18 protein-coding genes are annotated in these 20,456 nt (G+C 64.1%); 8 read left to right on the forward strand and 10 right to left on the reverse strand.

Going from position 1 to position 20,456, the window contains the following annotated elements; genetic code table 11:
* Positions 1 to 120: 120 nt before the first annotated feature.
* The 4 genes from araH to P0D73_RS11975 form a co-directional block, all read right to left on the reverse strand.
* A complete protein-coding gene (gene araH, locus P0D73_RS11960) occupies positions 121 to 1,125 on the reverse strand; it encodes an L-arabinose ABC transporter permease AraH (RefSeq protein ID WP_132376477.1) in 1,005 nt (334 codons plus the stop codon).
* Positions 1,126 to 1,195: 70 nt separating this feature from the next.
* Positions 1,196 to 2,743, reverse strand: a complete 1,548-nt coding sequence (gene araG / locus P0D73_RS11965; RefSeq protein ID WP_408176313.1) for an L-arabinose ABC transporter ATP-binding protein AraG — start codon at positions 2,741 to 2,743, stop codon at positions 1,196 to 1,198.
* A gap of 87 nt (positions 2,744 to 2,830) precedes the next feature.
* Positions 2,831 to 3,835, reverse strand: a complete 1,005-nt coding sequence (locus P0D73_RS11970; protein ID WP_132376479.1) for an arabinose ABC transporter substrate-binding protein — start codon at positions 3,833 to 3,835, stop codon at positions 2,831 to 2,833.
* A gap of 126 nt (positions 3,836 to 3,961) precedes the next feature.
* Positions 3,962 to 5,410 (reverse strand): aldehyde dehydrogenase family protein, encoded by a 1,449-nt coding sequence (locus P0D73_RS11975; RefSeq protein WP_408431472.1) that lies wholly within the window; start codon positions 5,408 to 5,410, stop codon positions 3,962 to 3,964.
* Positions 5,411 to 5,657: 247 nt separating this feature from the next.
* Here P0D73_RS11975 and P0D73_RS11980 point away from each other — a divergent pair, with 247 nt between their 5' ends.
* Together P0D73_RS11980 and P0D73_RS11985 are read left to right on the forward strand one after the other, a co-directional pair.
* Positions 5,658 to 6,635, forward strand: a complete 978-nt coding sequence (locus P0D73_RS11980; protein ID WP_408312553.1) for a LysR family transcriptional regulator — start codon at positions 5,658 to 5,660, stop codon at positions 6,633 to 6,635.
* A gap of 142 nt (positions 6,636 to 6,777) precedes the next feature.
* Positions 6,778 to 7,332, forward strand: a complete 555-nt coding sequence (locus P0D73_RS11985) for a YaeQ family protein (protein WP_132376481.1) — start codon at positions 6,778 to 6,780, stop codon at positions 7,330 to 7,332.
* A 26-nt stretch (positions 7,333 to 7,358) separates the two neighbouring features.
* On the opposite strand, the gene P0D73_RS11990 is transcribed toward P0D73_RS11985, so the two are convergent.
* The gene (locus P0D73_RS11990) at positions 7,359 to 7,784 is read right to left on the reverse strand and encodes a VOC family protein (protein WP_408312550.1); all 426 of its coding nucleotides are present in this window, start codon (positions 7,782 to 7,784) and stop codon (positions 7,359 to 7,361) included.
* Between the two features lie 395 nt (positions 7,785 to 8,179).
* Between P0D73_RS11990 and ada the strand changes: the two genes are divergently transcribed.
* From ada to P0D73_RS12010, 4 genes are all read left to right on the forward strand, one after another.
* Positions 8,180 to 9,364 (forward strand): bifunctional DNA-binding transcriptional regulator/O6-methylguanine-DNA methyltransferase Ada, encoded by a 1,185-nt coding sequence (gene ada / locus P0D73_RS11995; RefSeq protein WP_408176320.1) that lies wholly within the window; start codon positions 8,180 to 8,182, stop codon positions 9,362 to 9,364.
* A complete protein-coding gene (locus tag P0D73_RS12000) occupies positions 9,361 to 10,278 on the forward strand; it encodes a DNA-3-methyladenine glycosylase family protein (protein ID WP_408312545.1) in 918 nt (305 codons plus the stop codon). Before ada ends, P0D73_RS12000 begins: the two co-directional genes overlap by 4 nt.
* Before the next feature lie 267 nt (positions 10,279 to 10,545).
* Positions 10,546 to 12,162, forward strand: coding sequence for a glutamate--cysteine ligase (gshA, locus tag P0D73_RS12005; protein WP_408284601.1), 1,617 nt, complete (start codon positions 10,546 to 10,548; stop codon positions 12,160 to 12,162).
* Between the two features lie 212 nt (positions 12,163 to 12,374).
* Positions 12,375 to 12,875, forward strand: coding sequence for a hypothetical protein (locus P0D73_RS12010; RefSeq protein ID WP_408284603.1), 501 nt, complete (start codon positions 12,375 to 12,377; stop codon positions 12,873 to 12,875).
* A gap of 75 nt (positions 12,876 to 12,950) precedes the next feature.
* On the opposite strand, the gene P0D73_RS12015 is transcribed toward P0D73_RS12010, so the two are convergent.
* Positions 12,951 to 14,513, reverse strand: a complete 1,563-nt coding sequence (locus P0D73_RS12015; protein ID WP_408431474.1) for a DHA2 family efflux MFS transporter permease subunit — start codon at positions 14,511 to 14,513, stop codon at positions 12,951 to 12,953.
* 135 nt (positions 14,514 to 14,648) lie between these two features.
* On the reverse strand, positions 14,649 to 15,191 hold the full coding sequence (locus tag P0D73_RS12020; RefSeq protein WP_408176327.1) for a MarR family winged helix-turn-helix transcriptional regulator: 543 nt from the start codon (positions 15,189 to 15,191) through the stop codon (positions 14,649 to 14,651).
* A gap of 251 nt (positions 15,192 to 15,442) precedes the next feature.
* Between P0D73_RS12020 and P0D73_RS12025 the strand changes: the two genes are divergently transcribed.
* Together P0D73_RS12025 and P0D73_RS12030 are read left to right on the forward strand one after the other, a co-directional pair.
* Positions 15,443 to 15,814 carry a hypothetical protein gene (locus P0D73_RS12025; protein ID WP_408284606.1) on the forward strand — a complete coding sequence of 124 codons (372 nt, stop codon included), beginning with the start codon at positions 15,443 to 15,445 and terminating at the stop codon, positions 15,812 to 15,814.
* A gap of 189 nt (positions 15,815 to 16,003) precedes the next feature.
* Positions 16,004 to 17,569 (forward strand): efflux transporter outer membrane subunit, encoded by a 1,566-nt coding sequence (locus tag P0D73_RS12030; protein ID WP_408284608.1) that lies wholly within the window; start codon positions 16,004 to 16,006, stop codon positions 17,567 to 17,569.
* A 124-nt stretch (positions 17,570 to 17,693) separates the two neighbouring features.
* On the opposite strand, the gene P0D73_RS12035 is transcribed toward P0D73_RS12030, so the two are convergent.
* From P0D73_RS12035 to gspL, 3 genes are read right to left on the reverse strand one after another with little or no spacing between them, the layout of a single operon-like run.
* Positions 17,694 to 18,473: a type II secretion system protein N gene (locus P0D73_RS12035; protein ID WP_132376491.1), complete on the reverse strand. Its 780-nt coding sequence runs from the start codon at positions 18,471 to 18,473 to the stop codon at positions 17,694 to 17,696.
* 34 nt (positions 18,474 to 18,507) lie between these two features.
* Complete coding sequence (locus P0D73_RS12040; RefSeq protein ID WP_132376492.1) at positions 18,508 to 19,011, reverse strand: type II secretion system protein M; 504 nt, start codon at positions 19,009 to 19,011, stop codon at positions 18,508 to 18,510.
* Positions 19,008 to 20,435, reverse strand: a complete 1,428-nt coding sequence (gspL, locus tag P0D73_RS12045) for a type II secretion system protein GspL (RefSeq protein ID WP_408431476.1) — start codon at positions 20,433 to 20,435, stop codon at positions 19,008 to 19,010. The genes P0D73_RS12040 and gspL overlap by 4 nt, the downstream gene beginning before the upstream one ends.
* Positions 20,436 to 20,456 lie beyond the last annotated feature (21 nt).

A 20,456-nucleotide genomic window follows, 5' to 3' on the forward strand; every position in this document is an offset into this window, starting at 1 on the left:
ATGCAGAAAACCGTCGCGGTCCTTGAGGCCGAACCACGCCTGGCTGCGCAGCGGCTTTTTAGTCTGATTCGAATCAGCCATGAAATCTCCTGTTGGCAAACATGGGGCGGGGGGCGCGCGTCAGTGCACGCGTTTGCTGCGGCGGAACTGATCGAACAGCACCGCCAGCAGCAGGATCCCGCCGCGAATGAGGTATTGGTAGAAGGTCGGCACGTTCAGCAGGCTCATGGCGTCCTGCACCGAGCCCATGATCAGCACGCCGACCAGCACGCCCGAAATCGTCGCGACGCCGCCCGTGAGCGAGACGCCGCCGAGCACGCACGCCGAGATCACACCGAGTTCGAGGCCGACAGAGGTCTTCGGATCACCCAGGCTCATACGCGACGCAAGCATCACGCCGGCAAACCCAGTGACGAGGCCCTGCAATACGAACACTGTGATCTTGATGCGCGTCACCGGCAAGCCGGCCAGCAACGCCGCCTCGCTATTGCCGCCGACGGCCAGCACGTTCTTGCCGAACACCGTTTTCTTCAGCAAAAATCCGAACAGCACGAAGCCGACGATGTTGCTCCAGATCGGATACGAAATGCCGAGGAACGCGCCGCCGCCGAGGTCGAAGAAACGCTCTTCGGAGATCATCACGGCATCGCCGTTCGAGGTGATGTAGGCGAGGCCGCGCACGACTTCCATCATGGCAAGCGTGACGATCAGCGAGTTGATCTTGTAGCGCGCGACCAGCACGCCGTTGACGAGTCCGACCGCGCCACCCGCGAGCACGCCGGCCGCGACGCCGAGCATCACGCTATGCGTCGCAGTGATCAGCGTGGACGCCACCACACCCGCGAACGCGACGATCGACGCCACCGACAAATCCACTTCGCCGAGCGCGAGAACGAACATCATCGTCACCGAGATCGAACCGATCAGCGTGACGGAGAGCAGCAAGCCCTGGATGTTTCGCGAGCTTAAAAAATCCGGCACGGTGAACGACAAAACCGCGAACAGAATCACGAACACCATCACGATGCCGGACTTGTTGATCAGGTCCCAGGTACGCGCGGCACGCGCGCTCAGGCCCGCTGAGGCGACGGCTGGGGTCGAGGAATCGGTTGAGGGTGTATGCATGGTTTGTATTCCGTTTCAATGGCGCGATTCGATTCAATTGCCTTCGTGGTGTCGAGGATGTGCGGCGGCGTCAGCGGGGCAGGGCGAGCTTGATCAGCGCATCCGGCGTGGCCTGCGCCTTGGGCAGATCGCCGACGATGCGGCCTTCCTTCATCACGATCACGCGATCCGCAACGCCGATCACTTCGGCCAGATCGCTCGACACGACGATCACCGTGCGGCCCGCTTCGGCGAGCCCGTACAGCAACCCATAAATCTCGCTGCGCGCGCCGACGTCGATGCCGCGCGTGGGTTCGTCCATCAGGAACACGTCGATGTCTTCGGCAAGCCAGCGCGACAGAATCACCTTCTGCTGATTGCCGCCGGAGAGTGTGCCGATCGGCGTTTCGCCGTTGCGCGTCTTGATCGCGAGCTTGCCGATGAACTCTTTGGCGGTCTGCGCTTCCTTGCGGCCGTTGAGCACGTTGAAGCGGCTGAAATGGCGGCGGCAACTGATGTTGAGGTTGTCCGATACGGAGGCGATCGAGACGATGCCTTCCTGCTTGCGATCTTCGGGACACAGTGCCACGCCCGCGCGCACGGCGTCGCGCGGTGTGGCAAAGTGCACGCGCTCGCCTTTGAGCGTGATCTCGCCGGCAACCGGTTTTACCGCGCCGTAGATGAGCTTCATCAACTCGGAGCGACCCGCACCGACGAGTCCAAAGAAGCCGACGATCTCGCCTTTACGCGCCGCGAATGAAGCCGGTTCGCGCAGGCCGCGCCCCATCAATTCCTTGACGTCGAGTTGCACGTCGCCGAGATCGCGCGAGCGATAGCCGTACACGTCGGCGATCGAACGGCCCACCATGCAACTGATCAAGCGATCGCGATCGAGTCCTTCACCTGCTTCGAACGTATCGATGCGGCGGCCGTCGCGAAACACGGTCACGCGATCGCACAGCTCGTAGACTTCATCCATTCGATGCGTGACGTAGATGATCGCGCGACCCTCGGCCTTCAACGCGCGAATGATCCGGAACAGTTGCGCCGTCTCACGCGACGACAGTGAGCTGGTCGGTTCGTCAAACGCGATCACGCGCGCGTCGCGCATCAGCGCCTTGCCGATTTCGATCATTTGCCGCTGGCCGATCGAAAGATTCTTCACTTGCTGCGATGGATCGATCTTTTCGCCGAGCCGTTCCAGCTCGCGCACGGCGCGCGCTACCAGCGCTTTTTCGTCCAGTATGCCGAAACGATTCGGCAGAGCGCCGAGCATCAGGTTTTCCGCGACCGTCAGTTCCGGCACCAGATGCAATTCCTGATAGATGATCGCCACGCCCGCGGCGATCGCGGCCTTCGTCGTGGTGAACTGCTGTTCGACGCCATCGAGCGACAAGGTGCCCGCCGCGGGTTGATTCACGCCGGACAACACCTTGAGCAGCGTCGATTTGCCGGCGCCGTTTTCGCCCATCAAGCCGTGCACTTCACCGCGCCGCACTTCGAGCGAGACCTGATCGAGCGCGAGCACGCCGGGAAAGCGCACGGTGATGCCGTCGAGCCGCAGATACGGCTCGGTGGACGCGAGCGCAGGCGAGGGCGCCGCTTCAGCGGTGTGGGACACGGTGTGTGAAGACGTCATCGAAAAACCTCAAGCTGGTGAACAACCTGTGCGGGCCCCTCCCGCGTGAGCGAGAGACGGCCCGCAACGTGCAGACTCGAATCGCGCTTAAATACCGAGTTCTTTACGCACGTCCTGCCAGTTGCCGCGCACCATCAGCTTGCCGGTGGTCTGCGTATCGGCGGGCGGCTGCTTGCCGTCCTTGATCCACTCGACGAGGTTCTCCGTGCTTTCCTTGCCGTGCATCGTCGAGCTCACGGCGATCGTGCCGTAGAAGCCCGTCGGTTCTTTCTTCTGGAATTCGGCGAACGCTTCGCCCGCGCCGTTGATGCCGACACCGATCACGTCCGCGGCCGGAATATGCAATTGCTCGGTCGCGCGCACGCCGCCCAGCACGCTTTCCTCGTTGAGCGCGAAGATCACCCACTTCTTGATGTTCGGATGCTGCGCGAGCACCGGCGACGACGCGTTGAAGCCTCCTTCGTCATCCGTCGTCTTTTGCGGGGCGTCGAAAATGTTTTCCTTCTTGAAGCCACCGGCAATCAGCGATTGCGTCGCGCCATCGGTGCGCAGTTTCGCGGTCGGCAATTCGTAGTTCGTAATGCGCAGCGCGCCGACTTCTTCCGGCTTCCAGCCGCGGCGTTTCATCTCTTCAGCGATCGCGGTGCCGACCTGATTGCCGATCTTGAACGCGGACATGCCCAGATGCGGCACGTTCGGCAGCGGCTTGCCGGTGGAGTCGACCAGTTGATCGTCAACGGTGACGAACTTCATGTTGTAGCGCTTCGCCCGCGCCTGGATCGCCGGTCCGAGACGCACGTCCGGCGCGCAGATCACGAAGCCTTTGGCACCTTGTGCGCCGAGGTTGTCGATCGCGGCCAGCACTTTTTCACCGTCCGGCGTACCGATGTTCACCACCGCAAAGCCGTCCTTCTGGCCGAGCGCGCTCGCGGCTTTCTGTTCGTTGATGAACCATGCCTGTTCCGGCATCTTCACGAGGAAGCCGACTTTGAGCGGCTGATCCGCGTGCGCGGAAAGTTGCGCGGCAAAGGGCGCGGCGAGGGCGGCGGCCGCCATCGCGGATAGCGTCAAACGGCGAAGCTTGCTGGTCATATCTGTCTCCTGAAGTTGAAAGGCTGCATTGATTTCGTTTAGTTGCAGCGGGTGATGCACGGCGGCGTCAGCCGGGACGCGGATGAGCGTTAAGGTGCGCGGTGAAGTGAAGCGGTCTCATCACCATCAGCCCGCCACGTACGCCGTTTTCACGGCGGTCCAGAAGGCGGCATCCGTGGCGCCGTAAGCCGACGCCTTACGGCCGCCGCCGGGCGCGTGATGCTCGACGGCAGTGGTCGGCAGATTGATCGTGACGAGACCGCTGTGCACATGACGGCGAAAATGCCGCGCGCGATTGAGCGAGCGCGTGCAGATGCCGGCGCACAGACCGTATGCGGTGTCGTTCGCGAGATGCAGCGCGTGGTCGTAGTCGTCCGCGCGCAGCACGACGGCGAGCGGGCCGAAAATTTCCTCCCGCGCGACACGATGTTCGGATTCGCCGATGAAGAGCGCCGGTTCGAAAAAGTAGCCGCGCGTCGCGCGCTCCAATTGCCGGCCGCCGTGCAGCAATTGCGCGCCTTCCTGTTGACCGATGCGCACGTAGTCGAGATTGCGCTCCAACTGCGCGGCGTTGGCCACGGGACCCATGTCCGTGCCGTGCTTCAAGGCGTGATCGATCGAAAGTTTGGCGAGCTTCGCCTGCAATGCGTCGACGAACGGCTCGAACACCGCGCGTTCGACGATCAGACGCGCCGCCGCGGTGCTGCGTTGACCCGTCGAGCCATAGGCGCCGATCAAGGCGGCCTCGACGGCGCCGTCGAGATCGGCGTCGGCCAAAACCACGAACGGATTCTTGCCGCCCATCTCTAGTTGCACTCGCGCCTGGCGGGCGGCAGCGGCTTGCAGCACGCGTGTGCCGGTTTCCGCCGAGCCGGTGAAGCTGATCGCCGCCGTCAACGGATGCGCGACGATCCGCGCGCCGACTTGCCGGCCGCTGCCCATCACGAGATTGAACACGCCCGCGGGCAAACCGGCGCGGCTGATGATCGAGCCCAGCGCCGCCGCGCAAGCCGGCACCGATTCTGCCGGCTTGAACACGACGCAGTTGCCGTGAGCGAGCGCGGCGCCGATCTTCGCCGCGGCAATCGCCAGCGGCGCGCTCCACGGCGCGATGATGCCGACCACGCCGAGCGGTTCGCGCGTCACGTCGATCTCGACGCCGGCACGCGCCGACGCGACGGGTTCGGCGAAAGCCTGCAAGGCTTCGGCCGCGAACAACTTGAAGATCTGTCCGGCACGCGTCGCCTCGACCAAGGCCTCGGCCAGCGTGTTGCCGACTTCACGCGCCAGCAGCCGGCCGAGTTCGTCGCGGCGCGCGAGTATCTCGCTGCCGATGGCGTCGAGTGCATCCGCGCGACGCTGCGCCGAACCCAGCGACCACTCGCGGAAGGCCGCGTGCGCCGCTTCGATGGCCATGTCCGTCTGCCGCACGTCGGCTCGCACATATTCGCCGACCGGGTCGTCCAGATCCGACGGATTGAGCGAGACGCCCGTGGTCGCGCCCGTCTCCCATCCGCCATTGATGTAGTGGCGGAACGGACTTGCAACGAGTGGGACGAGCGGATCGCGGTTCATCGACGGAAGGGCGCCACGTGGGGAAGCTCAGAAAGTCCACGAATGGTATGAGCCGCCCCAATAACTTTCCAATCCCTTTTTAGGCTATCCCGATATCAATTTCGATATGGCATGATGAGGCCTTGCCTTGGCAGAGTGCGCGGTTCGTGGCTTCGAGCCGCCTTATCAGCAAGCATCTTTGCGTGGGACCAGAGTAAGGCGCTAAAGCGCCCACTCTGTTCGACAGAAAACAGGTGGGAGACAAGCCATGACGCGTAGCTACTCGAACTGGTTCGTGCGGGCGCGGCTCAAGACGCGGCAGTTGCTGCTGCTCGCAGCGATGGAAGAGGAGGGCAACGTCCGGCGGGCCGCTGACGTGCTCGGCATGACCCAGCCCGCCGCGTCGCGTCTGCTCAAAGAGCTCGAGGAAATGCTGGAAGTGAGCCTGTTCGACCGCACGCCGCACGGCATGCACGCCACGTTGTATGGCGAGGTCATGATCCGTCATGCGCGCATGGTGCTGTCGAATCTGAGTCATGCACACGACGAGATTTCGGCGTTGCGCGCCGGCCTGGCGGGGCAGGTGCGGATCGGCGTGATCGCGGCGGCCGCGGCGACCATGGTGCCGCGCGCGATCGCCAGCGTGAAAGAACGCTATCCGCAACTGCAAATCTGGGCAGAGGTCGAAACCTCCGACGTGATGCTGCCGCGGCTGGCGGAAGGCGAGTTGGACATCATGATCGGCCGCGTGTTGGAGCGGCAAAACCAGTTCAAGACCGAAGTCCGCTACGAACCGCTCGCCGACGAACCGCTGTGCGTGGTGGCGCGTCCCGGCCATCATCTCGAAAATGAGACGGGTTTGACATTGCGTGCAATCGTCAACGCCAGCTGGGTTTTGCATCCGCCGGGCAGCGTTTTGCGCCATCGCTTCGATCTGATGTTTTCGCAAATCGGGCTGAATCCGCCGCAAAACGTGGTCAATACCAACAATTTTCTGGCGATTTCGAGCTTGCTGCTCCAAAGCGACATGTTGGCGGTTTTACCCGACGAAGTGGCGCGTCAATACCAACAGTATGGCGTTCTGAAGCGATTACCGATCGATTTACCGTGCAGGATGGATACATTCGGTATCATCACGCGCCAGTCGCACCTGCTTTCGCCGGCGGCCTCGGTCGTGCTCGAAGCCTTGCGGGAAGCCGCTGGCGAGGTCTACGGCACCGCTTTCGAACCGACAGTGGCGCGATAAATGCTTCTCCCGTGGTCATGACAGCCGGCTGGCGGCGCGGGAGGAACAGAAGATGTACAACAAACACGGAAAACGGCAACGCGCCGTCGACGATTCTTTTTCAGTTCGCTCCGGTGGAGCGAGCGCCTGGTTTAGCAACGGCATGGCTCTCAAATCGACGATTTACAAGGCGGAACTGCAGATCGCCAACATGGACCGGCACTACTACGCCGACCATTCGCTGACGATCGCCCGCCATCCCTCGGAAACCGACGAACGGATGATGGTCCGCGTCGCCGCGTTCGCGCTGTTCGCGCAGGAACGCCTTGAATTCTGCAAAGGTTTGTCGGACGTGGACGAACCGGACCTCTGGCAAAAGGATCTGACCGGCGCGATCGAAACGTGGATCGAAGTCGGCCAGCCGGATGAACGGCGCATCGCCAAGGCGAGCGGTCGCTCGAACGAGGTGATCGTGATCGCCTACGGCGGCCGCACGTCGGATATCTGGTGGCAGGGCGTGCGCAACAAGGTGGAACGCATGCGCAACGTGACGGTGTGGACGCTCGGCGAAGACGTCGCCACCGCCCTCGGCTCGCTGGCCGAACGGACCATGCGGCTGCAATGCACCGTGCAGGACGGCGAAGCATGGCTCGGTAGCGCCGAAGCCGATGCGGTGAAAATCGAATGGACGGTGTTGAAGGCGCCCGCCAACGCCTGACGCCTGCCGCCTGCCGCTTCAAATGCTTAGAGCGACGTCACGCGCGCCGCTTCCGGTGGCCCCTTGAGTTCGACCATGTTGCCTTCCGGGTCGAACAGATACAGCGACTGTCCGTAGCCGTCCGCGCCGTAGCGCAGACCGAGTTCACCCAGCCGCGCGCCGTGTTCGGCCAGATGCGCCTTGAGCGCTTCAGCGTCGAACGGATCGATGCGCAAACACACGTGATCCATATTCCGCCCCGTGCCCGGCACACCGTTTTCGGCATGGTCGAGCCGGCCGCCGACCTGCAACAGGTCGATCAACGAGCGCCCCGCGCGCAACTGTGTCAGGCCCAGATCGCGCTGCTCTTTCTCGACGCTGCAGCCGAGCACGTCGCAGTAGAAACGCGCCATGGCCTCGACGTTGGTCGCCCGAATGACAACGTGATCGATCTCGCGAATATGGATTTTCATGTGGAACGCCCCTTGGCTCGCTCGCAGAACGGGTGAAATGCCAGTGTAGAAGAAAGGGCGGCGCTGCGAGTGCGGCGTCGTGAAACAGGTCTTGAGGGACGGATCAGACACGTATGGACGAAAAAAAGCCCGCTCTATGTGGAGCGGGCTGAATCCATATCAGGAGGAGACATGGAGGAGACAAGTACTAATATACACATGCACCTGGTGCGACGCAATAACTTTTTAAGGGAAAACCCGATATCGTGCCAAATTGTCGCAGTTTTCCTCAAAACGGATGCCTGGCGGGGCTTCGAGCCTACGAAGAAGCGCAATGACAGAGCAAGAACCGGGGCGTAGTGTGTCGGCATGCGGCCTACATTGGTGAGCATCGACACCGTCTCTTCGGGACCATCATGAACCGCAAACCTACCGATACCGCCTCCGGCGCCACCAACTGGACTTCCGACGATGCGCGCTGGGAAGCCGTCACGCATCGCGAATTGCAAGCCGACGGCGCGTTCTTCTACGGCGTCAAAACGACCGGCGTGTTCTGCCGCCCGTCGTGCGCCTCGCGCCTGCCGCGCCGTGAGAACGTCGCTTTTTTCACCGATGCCGCTGCCGCGCGCGCCGCGGGCTTTCGCGATTGCAAGCGCTGCCAGCCCGGCGGCCTGCCGCGCGAGCTGGAAATTGTCAATCGTGCGTGTGCCGCGCTGGACGCCGACCCGCAAGAGCGACTCACGCTCGCGCAATTAAGTGACGCCGTGCACGTCAGCCCGTTCCATCTGCAACGTCTGTTCAAGCGGGTGGTCGGTGTGTCGCCGCGCCAATATCAGGCCGCGCAACGGGGCGCCGCGTTGCGCGACGCGCTCCAGAGCGGCTCGGACGTCACCCGCGCTACGCTCGACGCCGGCTTCGGCTCGCCGTCGCGCATGTACGACAGCGCCTCGGCTGAACTCGGTATGGCGCCGTCTGCGTATCGCCGCAAGGGCGCCGGACTCACCGTGCGCTATGCCAGCGCGCCGACGCCGCTCGGCTACGTGCTGGTCGCGGCGACGGAGAAGGGCATCTGCAAGATCGGTTTCGGCGATGACAAAGCCATACTCGCCGACGACCTGCACGGCGAATTCGCCAACGCCGACCTGTTGGAGGATACCGAACACCTGGCGCCGTTCATCGCGCAGATCGACGCCTATCTGCGCGGCACCCGTCAGGACTTCGATCTACCGCTGGATATCGCCGCGACGGCATTCCGGCAGCGTGTGTGGGACGCGTTACGGCGCATCCCGTACGGCGAGACGCGCAGCTATTCGGAGATCGCCGAAACAGTCGGCTCGCCGCGCGCCGTACGCGCAGTGGCCAGCGCGTGCGCGACCAACCCGGTCGCGTTGGCGATTCCTTGTCATCGAGTGGTGGCCAAGGGCGGAGCGCTGGCAGGCTATCGTTGGGGTTTGCCGCGCAAAGCCGCGCTATTGGACAACGAGGCGCAGCACGCCGGCGACTTTTCGCGCGGCGAAGGCGAACGCGAACGCAACCGGCGCAGCCATACAGACGTCGGCAACGACACCGAAACCACCACCAAACTGGACCACGCCGCGTGAGTACGCTTGACGAAGTTGCTACCCTTGAATTGCCGTTCAAACCACCCTTCGACTGGCCGCGCCTGCTGCGTTTCTTCGGCGGACGCGCGACGCCCGGCGTCGAAGCGGTGGAAGACGGCGCGTACCGTCGCGCGATCGATTGGGCCGGCGACAGCGGCACGCTGAGCGTGCGGCTGCATCCGCGCAAGCGCTGCCTTGTCGCGAGCATCGAAGGGCCCGTGAGCATTCACGTGGATGCGCTCGCCGTGCCGATTGCCAAGATGTTCGACCTGCAGGCCGATCCTAAGAAGATCGGCGCCGAACTCGCCACGGACCCGTGGCTCGCGCCGCTGGTCGAAGCCGTGCCTGGCTTGCGTGTGCCGGGCGCGTGGTCGGGCTTCGAGTTGGTGGTCCGCGCGATCGTCGGGCAGCAGGTCAGCGTGAAGGCGGCGACCACTATCATCGGCAGACTCGTGCAGCGCGCCGGGGAGCGCATCGAGGGGCATCCGCATGAGAACACCGCGTGGCGCTTTCCGACGCCCGCCGCATTGGCCGCCGTGGATCTCGCGCAAATCGGCATGCCGGGTAAACGTGTAGCGGCGTTGCAGGGCTTCGCGCGCGCGGTCGCTACCGGCGACGTGCCGCTCGACAGCAACACGGCCGACGCCGACAGCCTGCGCGCCGCGCTGCTCGCGCTGCCCGGCATCGGTCCGTGGACCGTCGAGTATGTCGCCATGCGCGCGTGGCGCGACGCCGACGCGTGGCCCGCATGGGATCTCGTGCTGATGCAGTCGATCTGCGCGCGCGATCCGTCGCTCGTGCGGCCCACGCAGCAACGCACCCGCACCGACACATGGCGGCCGTGGCGGGCGTACGCCGCGATGCATCTGTGGAATGAAGTAGCGGACCGCGTCGGCGCCGCGCGTGGCGGCTGAAGGCAGGCGCCTCCTGGGAAGAAAAGCGTTTCGCGCGCGAGCCGCGTGACGGGCAGAGTGATGTGGCGCGCGGCCGACGAATTGGCGCAAAAGGCAGGCGGATTGGCCCAGGAAAGAGGCGGCCCGGAGTGCTCCGATGAGCCGCCGAAGCGGCCTCAAGCAGCCGTTCTGGCGAGATGTTAAAGTGCCCGCTACTGAAAATTCCGCCGAACGTTGTCAACCGCAGTGCTGCGGCACATGGCGGCCGACAACGCCCGACTCGCATCAATGCCAAACACGACACCTTCCCGCACGACCGACGCGTTCTCGCACCGCCTGTCCGTGCTGACTTCAGGCCCGCAGCGCGACGCGCTGATACGCGGCCTGCGCGGCATCGAAAAGGAAAGCCTGCGCGTGACGCACGAGGGCAAGCTCGCGTTGACGCCGCATCCGCGCGCACTCGGTTCGGCGCTCACGCATCCGTCGCTCACCACGGATTATTCCGAAGCGTTGCTCGAACTGATCACGCCGGCTGAGCAAGACGTCGCGCTCACGCTCGAGAAGCTCGACACGCTCCACCGTTTTGTCTACGCGGAACTCGGCGACGAGATCCTGTGGAACAACTCCATGCCGGGCCTGCTGCCCGACACGGACGACGGCATTCCGATCGCGAACTACGGCAGCTCGAACATCGGCAAGCTGAAGTACGTGTACCGCATCGGCCTCGCGCTTCGGTACGGCCGTACGATGCAGTGCATCGCGGGCATCCACTACAACTATTCGCTGAACGAAGAAGTGTGGCGGTTGCTTCATGCGGACCAGCAATCCACCGCGAATGCCGTCGACTTCCAGTCCGATCGCTATCTCGCGCTGATCCGCAATTTCCGCCGCACGAACTGGCTGCTGATGTATCTGTTCGGCGCATCGCCGGCGCTGGATCGTCGTTTCCTCCGCGATCGCAAACACACGCTCGACACGTTCGACGCCGACACGCTCTATCGTCCGTACGCGACCAGTCTGCGCATGAGCGACCTCGGCTATTCGAACACCACCGCGCAAGCCGCGCTGCACGCCGACTACGACACGCTGCCGGGCTACCTCGACGCGCTTGCGAAGGCCGTGAGCCAGCCGTATCCCGCGTACGAGGCAATCGGCACGCAGCGCGACGGCGAGTGGGTGCAGATCAACACGAACGTGCTGCAGATCGAAAACGAGTTCTATTCGACGATCCGTCCGAAGCGCGTCACGTATCCGGGCGAGCGTCCGCTGCACGCGCTGGCCGCGCGCGGCGTGCAATACGTGGAAGTGCGTTGCATGGACATCGATCCGTTCGAGCCGACTGGTATTTCGCTCGAGACGTCGCGCTTTCTCGACGCCTACCTGCTGGTCTGCGCGCTCGACGACAGCGCGCCGTTGCCGCCTGACGCTTACGCCGAAGCCAACCAGAATTTCGGCCGCGTCACGATGGAAGGACGCAAGCCGGGCCTCGAACTGACACGCGACGGCCGTCCGGTTGCGATGACGGAATGGGCGAACGAACTGCTCGTCAAGATCGACGCGGCTGCGGCTACGCTCGACGCATTGCATGGCGGCGACGCGCATGCACGCGCCGTCGCGGTTCAACGCACGAAGCTGGCGGATGCATCGCTGACGCCGTCGGCGCGCGTGCTGCAGACCATGCGCGAGAAGCAGCAGAGCTTCCTCGCCTTCGGCCTCGAGCAAAGCGAAGCGCACGCCGCGTATTTCCGCACGCGTCCGCTGGATGCGGAGCAGACCAAGGCATTCACTGATCTCGCCACGCAATCGCTCGCCGAGCAGGCCAAACTCGAACAGGAAGAAGTCGGTTCGTTCGACGCGTTCGTTGCGGCCTATCGAGCGTACACGCTGAACCGGTTTAGCGTCTGAATAACGCGTGCAGGTGAAGTGATGAAAGAGCGGCCAGCATGGCCGCTTTTTTATTTCGCGCCGGTAACGTCTACGCAATGTGCGACCGACTCGCGAACGTCATCGGCAAATTCTGCGCGCGTTCTGACGATTCTCTGATCCAGATGAAACACCGTACCGACGCCACGGTCCAAACTTACATGACGCGCACCACAGAGGGAGGATTCAACGTGATGAAAAAAAATCTGTTGGCCATGCTGTGCGTAGCGGCGGCTGGATGTTCGACGCAAGGGCAGGTCGATCCGGACGTCATGCAGATCGCGACCACGCCGTTGACGTGTTCGAACAAGTCGCAATGCGATGTCTGGTGGCAACGGGCGCAAGCGTGGGTGGCGGGCCATTCGACGTATAAGATCGATGCCTCGACCGACACGTTGATCCAGACAGTCGGCCCGGATGGCGGCAAGCGCGCGTTGGCGTATCAGATCACGCGCGCCGCGAATCCGGACGGCACGGCAACGATCGGTTTTGCCGCGCATTGCGACGGCTCGATGGGCTGCAAGCCGAACCCATGGGAAGCCGGCGCCGACTTCAAACAATACGTGCGAGGCACTGCGCCCGGCACGCCGCAAAGCGGCGCGAAACCCCCGCAAGCCGCGCCCACGACCCCGCATCCAGATGCCATGCAGGGTCAATCGATCCCGGCGACGAATGGCGAAGCCGTCACGCAATAACGGCTGAAGACGCGCGCGAAGAGTCGAGGGAAAATACCGTGTCGGCGCGCGTCCGCTGAAAGGCACCGTCGAACTTCAATGCCCCATTGAAGGGCCAACGCCCTTGCGTGGCTTGGTGATCCAGACCAGCACCGCGAGCACGAGAAACGCCGCGCAGGAAATGCGGAAGAAATCGTTGGTGGCCATCATGTAAGCCTGCGCGGTCACCACCTGATTCAACTGCGCGGTGATGCCGTCGCTGGAGAGGCCGATACCGGCCAGCGCATTGGTATAAGCATTCGTGTTCGCGGCGTAAACGTTGACCGAGTCGGTCAGCATCGCGTGATGGTAGATCGTGTCGTTCTCCCAGTACGTCGTACTGACCGCTGTGCCGATCGCGCCTGACAAGGTCCGGAAAAAATTGGACAGGCCGGATGCACTCGCCAGCCGCTCATCCGGCACGCTGGAGAGCGTAATGGTGGTCATCGGCACGAAGAAGCAGGCGACGCCGATACCTTGCACGAGCCGTGGCCAGATCACGTGATTGAACGGCACGTCGAGCGTGAAGGTGGAGTTCCAGAACGAGACGAACGCGAACACGATGAACGCAAAACTCGCCACCACGCGCAGGTTCAGCCGGTGCATGTTTTTGCCGATCAACGGCGACAAGAACAGCGCGAGCAGACCGACCGGCGCGGTCGCCAGACCAGCCAGCCCGGCGGTGTAACCCATCACGGTTTGCAGCCACAGCGGGAAGATCACCACCGAGCCGAAGAAGGCCATGAAGCCGAACGAGACGATCACTACGCCGAGCGCGAAATTGCGATCCTTGAACAGCGAGAGATCGACCACCGGCTCTTTCTCGGTCATCTCCCACACCAGCATGAAGGCGAGCGACACCACCGCGACCACCGCCAGCGTGACGATAAACGTCGAATTGAACCAGTCGCGATCCTTGCCGAGGTCGAGCACCATCTGCAGGCACGACACGCCGATCACGAGCAGCGTGAGGCCGACCGCATCGATGCGCTGTTTCGTGGTCTTCGTCTCACGGCCGCGCAGCAGCAGGAACGCGCACACCGCCGAGAACAGTCCAATCGGCACGTTGATGTAGAAGATCCACGGCCACGTGTAGTTGTCGGTGATGTAGCCGCCCATCACGGGCCCGAAGATCGGCGCGCAAATCACCGTCATCGCCCAGAGGCCCAGCGCGAGTCCGCGTTTTTCCGGCGGATACGAGCGCATCAGAATGGTCTGCGAGAGCGGGACCATCGGCCCGGAAACGAGCCCCTGCACCAGCCGGAACGCGATCAACGACTCGAAGTTGTGGGCGAAGCCGCACAGCGCCGAGGCGATCGTGAAGAGCAGCACGGACAGCGTAAACAGCTTCACTTCGCCGACCCGCCGCGCGAGCCAGCCTGTCAGCGGCACCGCGATCGCCGAGGCGACTGAATACGACGAGATCACCCAGGTGCCCTGGCTGGTCGCCACGCCGAGGCTGCCGGAAATGGTCGGCACCGCGACGTTCGCAATCGACGTGTCGAGCACCTCCATGAACGTGCCGAGTGCGAGCCCGACCGTGAGCAGGGCCAAGGCTCCGCCTTTGAGCGGTGCGGGTTCGGCGGCGGGTAGGGCAGCGGCGGAAGCCGTGGCGTCCATATTTCTTCTCCTCAACCTGGAAAGCTTGTCGCGACAGCTTTATCGCCCGGTCCAAATGGCGTGTTTACATGCCGGATCACTCTCTGCCCAGACAGATATCTTCAAGCAGTGCCGCTCTTGAAAAGAGCGTCTTGGTTAGTCCTCGCCGTGTTCCCGCGGCGACGCTTCGGGTGATTCATCCAGCGATTCCTGTTGCGGCCCCAATCCGCATCCCGCGCTTGCTCCCGCGTCGATGCCGTTCGCGATGAAACGGCCGAGCAGGTCGATCAACGTGGCATGGTCGGCGGCCGAAAACCCGCGCAACTGCTCGTTCAGCACCGTCGCGCCCAGACCAGGTAGTTGCCGCGCGGCGTCGTGACCTTGCGGCGTCAACTCGAGTTTCACCATCCGGCGATCCGTCTCGCTGCGCGAGCGCACGATAAAGCCTTTCTTTTCAAGGCGATCGAGCAGTCGTGTCATCGATCCGCTGTCATACGACATGGCGCGCGACAACTCGAACGGCGTGCTCGCGCGCCGCGACGACAACATCAGGATCACGCCGATCTGCTGCGTGGTCAGTCCCAATGGTTTGACCGCACGGTCCGTCCGCTCGACCAGCACATTTCGAGCTTTCGTCAGGTAGTAGCCAAGACTCGATTCAAGGTGAATCTCGTCCGCCTTGTAGGGGCCGTCAGTCATCGTGTATCCGGAAACGTCTCAGGCAGAACGGATTTTAGCTGCCTAAGCAGACAAGTCAAACATGATTTCGCGTAGTGCGAACGGCAGAAAAACAACACGTCCGAAGCGCGCGGGAGGAAGTATCTTGAAATTTAATTGCATAGTCAATATTATTATAGGCAACGAGTTACGCGCGACCCGCGCCACCCGAGACCATGTTCTGACCGATTGTCTGCACGCCGCGAGCGCGCCGTGCGAAAAGGATTTCCCCGATGCTGTACCTCAAAAACACGCTTGGCGGCCTGAGCCGCTCCCTGACCGATTCTGCACTCAGCACCTTTCAAGGGCCGCACCGCTGGTGGAAACTCGCGCTGTTCGCCGTGCTGTTCGTATTGCCTGGCGGATCGGTCGGCGTGGCGGTGCTGGCATGGTTCGAGCATCGGCGGGGACAAAAGGGCGTCAAGACCGCGAAAGTGGAATTGGTCGCCGCGTCGGTGCCTACGGTGAACGCGGCTGTTGTTCCTGCCGGCGCGGAAAAGCACGTAGGCCCCGCCGGCGCCTGCCAGGCGCGTGGCGATGCGCCGTGCCGGGCCGCCGCCGGTAAGCTGGCCCGCCAGGCCAAGTCGACGGAATCACGGGTGTAACGGCCTGGCCGGTAACAGCGCGTAACCTTCGCGACACCCTCAGTAACACACCTGCCTCCTTCCTCGCATTACCCTTTCAGTTTCCCGCGCCCAGCGGGCTCATACGCTAACATTCCGGCAGACCAAGATCTCGCCCGGCCGGCGGTGTCGCCATCGGCCGCGCCGCGGCGTCCAGAAGGAATTCATTGCATGCAGTCTGATCGAATCTCGCGCGCGCGGACACTTGCGCCTCGCGCCCTGACTATTGCTGTAGCCGCAGCCCTCGCCAGTCTGCTGGCGGCCTGCGCAGTCGGCCCCGACTACAACCGGCCCGCCGCCGAAATTCCGGCGTCGTACAAGGAAGCCGCGCCCGGCTGGAAAGTCGCTCAACCGGCCGATCAGCAGGATCGCGGCGACTGGTGGACCATTTACGAAGATCTGCAACTCAACGCGCTCGAAGAGCGGCTGAACACCGCGAACCAGACCGTCGCTCAATTCGCCGCCGCCTACCGGCAAGCGCGCGCGCTGGTCGGCGAGGCGCGGGCGGCGTATTTCCCGACCATCGGTGCGTCGGCGGGTGCAACGCGCTCCGGCAACGGGACATCGTCCGGCGGCAACTCGACCACCGCGACGAGCCGATCCGGCGTCGGCAACAGTTTCAACGTGCAGCTCGACGCAAGCTGGGAGCCGGATCTGTGGGGTTCGGTCAGCCGCTCGGTCAACGCGCAGAAGGCCGGCCAGCAAAGCGCTGCGGCGGACCTCGCCAACGCACGCCTGTCGGCTCAGGCCACACTCGCCCAGACCTACTTCGCGCTGCGCTCGCTCGATTCGACCCAGAAGCTGCTCGACGACACCGTCGCGGCCTACCAGCGCTCGCTGCAACTCACGCAGAACCAGTACGCAGCCGGCGTTGCCGCACGCTCCGACGTGATTCAGGCGCAAACGCAATTGCAATCGGCGCAGGCTGCCGCGATCGACAACGGCGTGCAGCGCGCTCAGGACGAGCACGCGATCGCCGTTCTGGTCGGCGAACCGGCCTCGACCTTCTCGATTCCGCCGATACCGCTCACCGCCACGCCGCCCGCCGTGCCGGCGCAGATGCCGTCCGCATTGCTCGAACGGCGTCCGGACATCGCTTCGGCGGAGCGCAAGGCAGCAGCGGCCAACGAACAGATCGGCGTCGCCATCGCCGCATTCTTCCCGTCGCTGACGCTGTCGGCTTCCGGTGGCTTTGAAAACTCGGTGTTCTCGCAATTGCTGACCGCGCCGTCGCGCTTCTGGACGCTCGGCCCGCAACTCGCCGCGACGCTGTTCGACGCCGGTCTGCGCCAGGCCCAGACCGACGCCGCGCGCGCTGCCTACGACGGCAATGTCGCGACCTACCGTCAAACGGTACTGGCCGCGTTCCAAGACGTCGAGGACAACCTCGCGTCGCAGCGCATCCTTGCACAGGAAATCGTCGTCCAGCAGCAAGCCGTGGATTCGGCGCTTCAGGCGCTCGCCATCGTCACGAACGAGTACAAGGCGGGCACGGTCGGCTACGTCAACGTGCTGACGGCTCAGACCACCGCTTTCACGGCCCAGCAGAAGCTGGAGATCATCGCCGGACAGCGGATGGTGTCGTCGGTGGGTCTGGTGAAGGCGCTGGGCGGCGGCTGGGACGTGTCGCAGATGAATCGCGAAACAGGCGATGTGGCGGCGCCGCTGCCGGCGTCATCGGCGGCCCCTGTCGCGCAAAACGGAACGACATCGCCGTCGCGGATGCACACCGAGTAGAAGCGCTGGCCGTCGAGGCAAAGCAAAAGAGGCATGCCGCATCCCACGGCCATGCCTCTTTTTTTATGGCGTCGACGCTCGGCCACCCAACAGGTTCAGCAGCCTCGCGAGGTTATTGCGCGCCTCAGTGCACGAATGTCAACGTCACCGTGTCCGGCCCGCTCGGCCGCCCCAACAGGTTCAGCAATCCCGCGAGGTTATCGCGCGCCTCAGGCGCGGCGCTGGCCGTCCCCTGAAACGACGTTGACCCAGCCGACACCGTACCATTGCCGGTCAGCATCAACGGGCCCTTGGTGGTGGTCAGATCGAGCGTGGACGACTCGCCCTGCGCCTGAAACAGCACGCGATATGAGCCGAGCGGCTTGACCATCGACACCCGCGAACTGACGTCGGTCAGCGTGACGGTCAATTGCCCGAACGCTTCGCGATTGAAGCTGCGCCAGTCCGACCAGGACAGTTGCACGTTGCCTTGCAGATCGAGCGTGTTAAAAGGCGCGCCAAGGCCGCTCAGCAGCGAAGCCGGCACGGCAATCGCGCCCGGCGTGACGGTCGCCGTGCGCGGCGTGGCATCGACGGTGATCGGCTCCGGCATCGCTTCGCTGTGCCGCATGATCATGCGCACGCGGCCGGTAAACAGCGGCCAGAACGCCGTGTGCCATTCGATCCGGCCAGGCAGCAGCGTTGCCGCGCTCATGTCCGAGCCGGCGGCCAGCATCAGCGTGGCCGAACCGTGCCACAGCGAGCCGGCCGGATTGACCAGATTGACGTGGCCACTCGTCTGTTTGGCGAACTGCGGCGTGATCCAGGCGGCCGGCAGCATCGCCAGCATCACGATCGCGGCGGACAGCACCGCGATCACCAGCCAGGGCAGGGCGACGCGCGAGCGCCGCATCCAGTAATTCATGCGAGATCCTGTGACGGCACGGTCGCGGTTATTTTCATTTCGCGGTGGACGGCTGCAACGACGCCGTCAGGTCCACCTGGCCGTCTTCCTTGAGCGCCGTGGCGTGCGCCTCCGAGACTTGCACCTTGAACTGCTTGCGCACGTCGTCGACCCAGTTCGTCCACGCCGGGAACGACGCGTTCTTCAACTGGATCTGGACCGCGTTGCCGATCACCTGAACCTGCGTCGCCGCGAGGCCGTGATCGCTGAGTGAAGCGGTGAGGGCGTCCTTCAGCGCGGCGCCGGTCGGCGCGACGCCTTGAGCCGCCGCCGACAATTGGCGCGCTTCGTTCGCTTGCGCGGTCATCTGCGCCAACTGCCGCTGCATGGCGGGCAGCGTTTCACGCAGATGCGAGCGGCCTTCCTGCGCCGGCGCCCACAGCACCGACCACGCGATCACCACGGCGAGAATACCGCCGCCCCACGTCAGGATGGCTTTTTCGCGCTCGGTGCGCTGCTCCCAGAATCCGGCCCATGTTTGAGCGATTTCAGCTTTCATTGTCCGTTCCTGATGGTCCATTTGCCGGTATTGCTATCGATCGCGCCGCTCAGGCCGTTGCGGGCGAGGCGCTTCGCGAAATCGGGATCGAGCTTGACCTCCGGCTTGAAGTTCACGTCGAGCCGCCGGTCGTGATAGTCGAGCGCGGCGATGCCGTTGACCGGCACCGGCGCCAGCGAGCGCGCGAGGCCGTCGGCGAGCGGCAGGAAATCGTCCGGCGACAGTTCGCCTGCGGCGACACGCAACTGCTGCAACTGGCGCGCCATCTGATCGGGCGCATCGAGCACGACCGTCGTTTTGGGGAACGTATTGAGCAGCAGTTCGGTCATCTGCATGTTGATCGCATCGCGTTGGCGCGCGAGCATCAGCCACTGCACGTTCGCGCCGATGATCGCAATCAGCAGCGCGCCGACCGCGAGCAAAACCGGCAGACGCAGACGCCGCAGCGTCGCGCGGTCGAGCCGCCACGGCTGCGAAGCGAACTCGAACTGGCACAGGTCGAAGCGGCACTCGAGCGCACGCCGCGCGAGTTGCTCGAACGGCAGCGGACTGGCGCCGTGGATGTGCGCAGCCAACCGCGCCGGACTATTCGGGGCGAGACTCGGCTCGTTGCCGGGCACTTCGGTGAGCATATGCAGCGAGACCTTCGCCGCCCCGGCGAGCGCGCTGAGCGTCGTGTTCACGGCGTTGGCCGGCACTGCCAAGCCTTCACCTTGCACGCCGCGTGCGATGGCCAGTTCGACGCGCGGCACGCTTCTGTCGCCCGCGCTGTCCACGACGCCTTCGAGCAGCATGGCGGGCGCGGTCTGCACCACCGCGCCGAGCACGGCGGCCACCATCGGCACGGCGACCGCAGCGCCGGGCGCCACCGCCGGCGCGACATCCGCCAGCGGCGTCGCCACACCGGCGGCGCCCGCCAGGGCCGGCTCACCGGCGTTCACCGTTTCCGCGACTTCGGCAAGCACATCGGCATCGAGCGCGGCCGCCTGTGGCAGGCAGCGCGTGACCGGCACCGCGCGCAAGCTGCGGTGGCCGGCATTGGAGAACGATTCGCAGATAAACCGGAACCAGCCGCGGTCGATGATCGCCAGCAGCTGCCGCCCGCCCGCGAGCGGTTTCGGATCGACGGCGATGTGACAGGTCTGCGGGTCCTGGATCAGTTGATCCTCGACGATATTGGGCAATGCCTGACGCAGCCTCGGGCCGCGCAACGGCGGCAGTGTGGCGGGCATCATCAGCAGGTCGCGCGCGGCGACCATCAGCACCGTGGTGGAGGCGCGCGGCAGCAGCGCGAGCGCCGACCGGCCGGCGCGCTGGGCGCGGCCCGATTTGTCGAGCAGCACAAACGGCAGCTCCGGCAGTTGCCATTCCTGCGATGGCACCGCCGGATCACGCGGCGGCAGTAGAACGATCAGCGTGCTCAAAGGCCACTCTCTCTGGGAAAG

It is taken from the genome of Paraburkholderia sp. RL18-101-BIB-B (assembly GCF_046026985.1).
GTDB lineage: Bacteria > Pseudomonadota > Gammaproteobacteria > Burkholderiales > Burkholderiaceae > Paraburkholderia.

Bases quoted from the DNA above. Each gene is read 5' to 3' on its own strand.
- araH (WP_132376477.1), bottom strand. From the start codon at position 1,125: ATGCATACACCCTCAACCGATTCCTCGACCCCAGCCGTCGCCTCAGCG.
- araG (WP_408176313.1), bottom strand. From the start codon at position 2,743: ATGACGTCTTCACACACCGTGTCCCACACCGCTGAAGCGGCGCCCTCG.
- P0D73_RS11970 (WP_132376479.1), bottom strand. From the start codon at position 3,835: ATGACCAGCAAGCTTCGCCGTTTGACGCTATCCGCGATGGCGGCCGCC.
- P0D73_RS11975 (WP_408431472.1), bottom strand. From the start codon at position 5,410: ATGAACCGCGATCCGCTCGTCCCACTCGTTGCAAGTCCGTTCCGCCAC.
- P0D73_RS11980 (WP_408312553.1), top strand. From the start codon at position 5,658: ATGACGCGTAGCTACTCGAACTGGTTCGTGCGGGCGCGGCTCAAGACG.
- P0D73_RS11985 (WP_132376481.1), top strand. From the start codon at position 6,778: ATGGCTCTCAAATCGACGATTTACAAGGCGGAACTGCAGATCGCCAAC.
- P0D73_RS11990 (WP_408312550.1), bottom strand. From the start codon at position 7,784: ATGAAAATCCATATTCGCGAGATCGATCACGTTGTCATTCGGGCGACC.
- ada (WP_408176320.1), top strand. From the start codon at position 8,180: ATGAACCGCAAACCTACCGATACCGCCTCCGGCGCCACCAACTGGACT.
- gshA (WP_408284601.1), top strand. From the start codon at position 10,546: ATGCCAAACACGACACCTTCCCGCACGACCGACGCGTTCTCGCACCGC.
- P0D73_RS12010 (WP_408284603.1), top strand. From the start codon at position 12,375: ATGAAAAAAAATCTGTTGGCCATGCTGTGCGTAGCGGCGGCTGGATGT.
- P0D73_RS12015 (WP_408431474.1), bottom strand. From the start codon at position 14,513: ATGGACGCCACGGCTTCCGCCGCTGCCCTACCCGCCGCCGAACCCGCA.
- P0D73_RS12020 (WP_408176327.1), bottom strand. From the start codon at position 15,191: ATGACTGACGGCCCCTACAAGGCGGACGAGATTCACCTTGAATCGAGT.
- P0D73_RS12025 (WP_408284606.1), top strand. From the start codon at position 15,443: ATGCTGTACCTCAAAAACACGCTTGGCGGCCTGAGCCGCTCCCTGACC.
- P0D73_RS12030 (WP_408284608.1), top strand. From the start codon at position 16,004: ATGCAGTCTGATCGAATCTCGCGCGCGCGGACACTTGCGCCTCGCGCC.
- P0D73_RS12035 (WP_132376491.1), bottom strand. From the start codon at position 18,473: ATGAATTACTGGATGCGGCGCTCGCGCGTCGCCCTGCCCTGGCTGGTG.
- P0D73_RS12040 (WP_132376492.1), bottom strand. From the start codon at position 19,011: ATGAAAGCTGAAATCGCTCAAACATGGGCCGGATTCTGGGAGCAGCGC.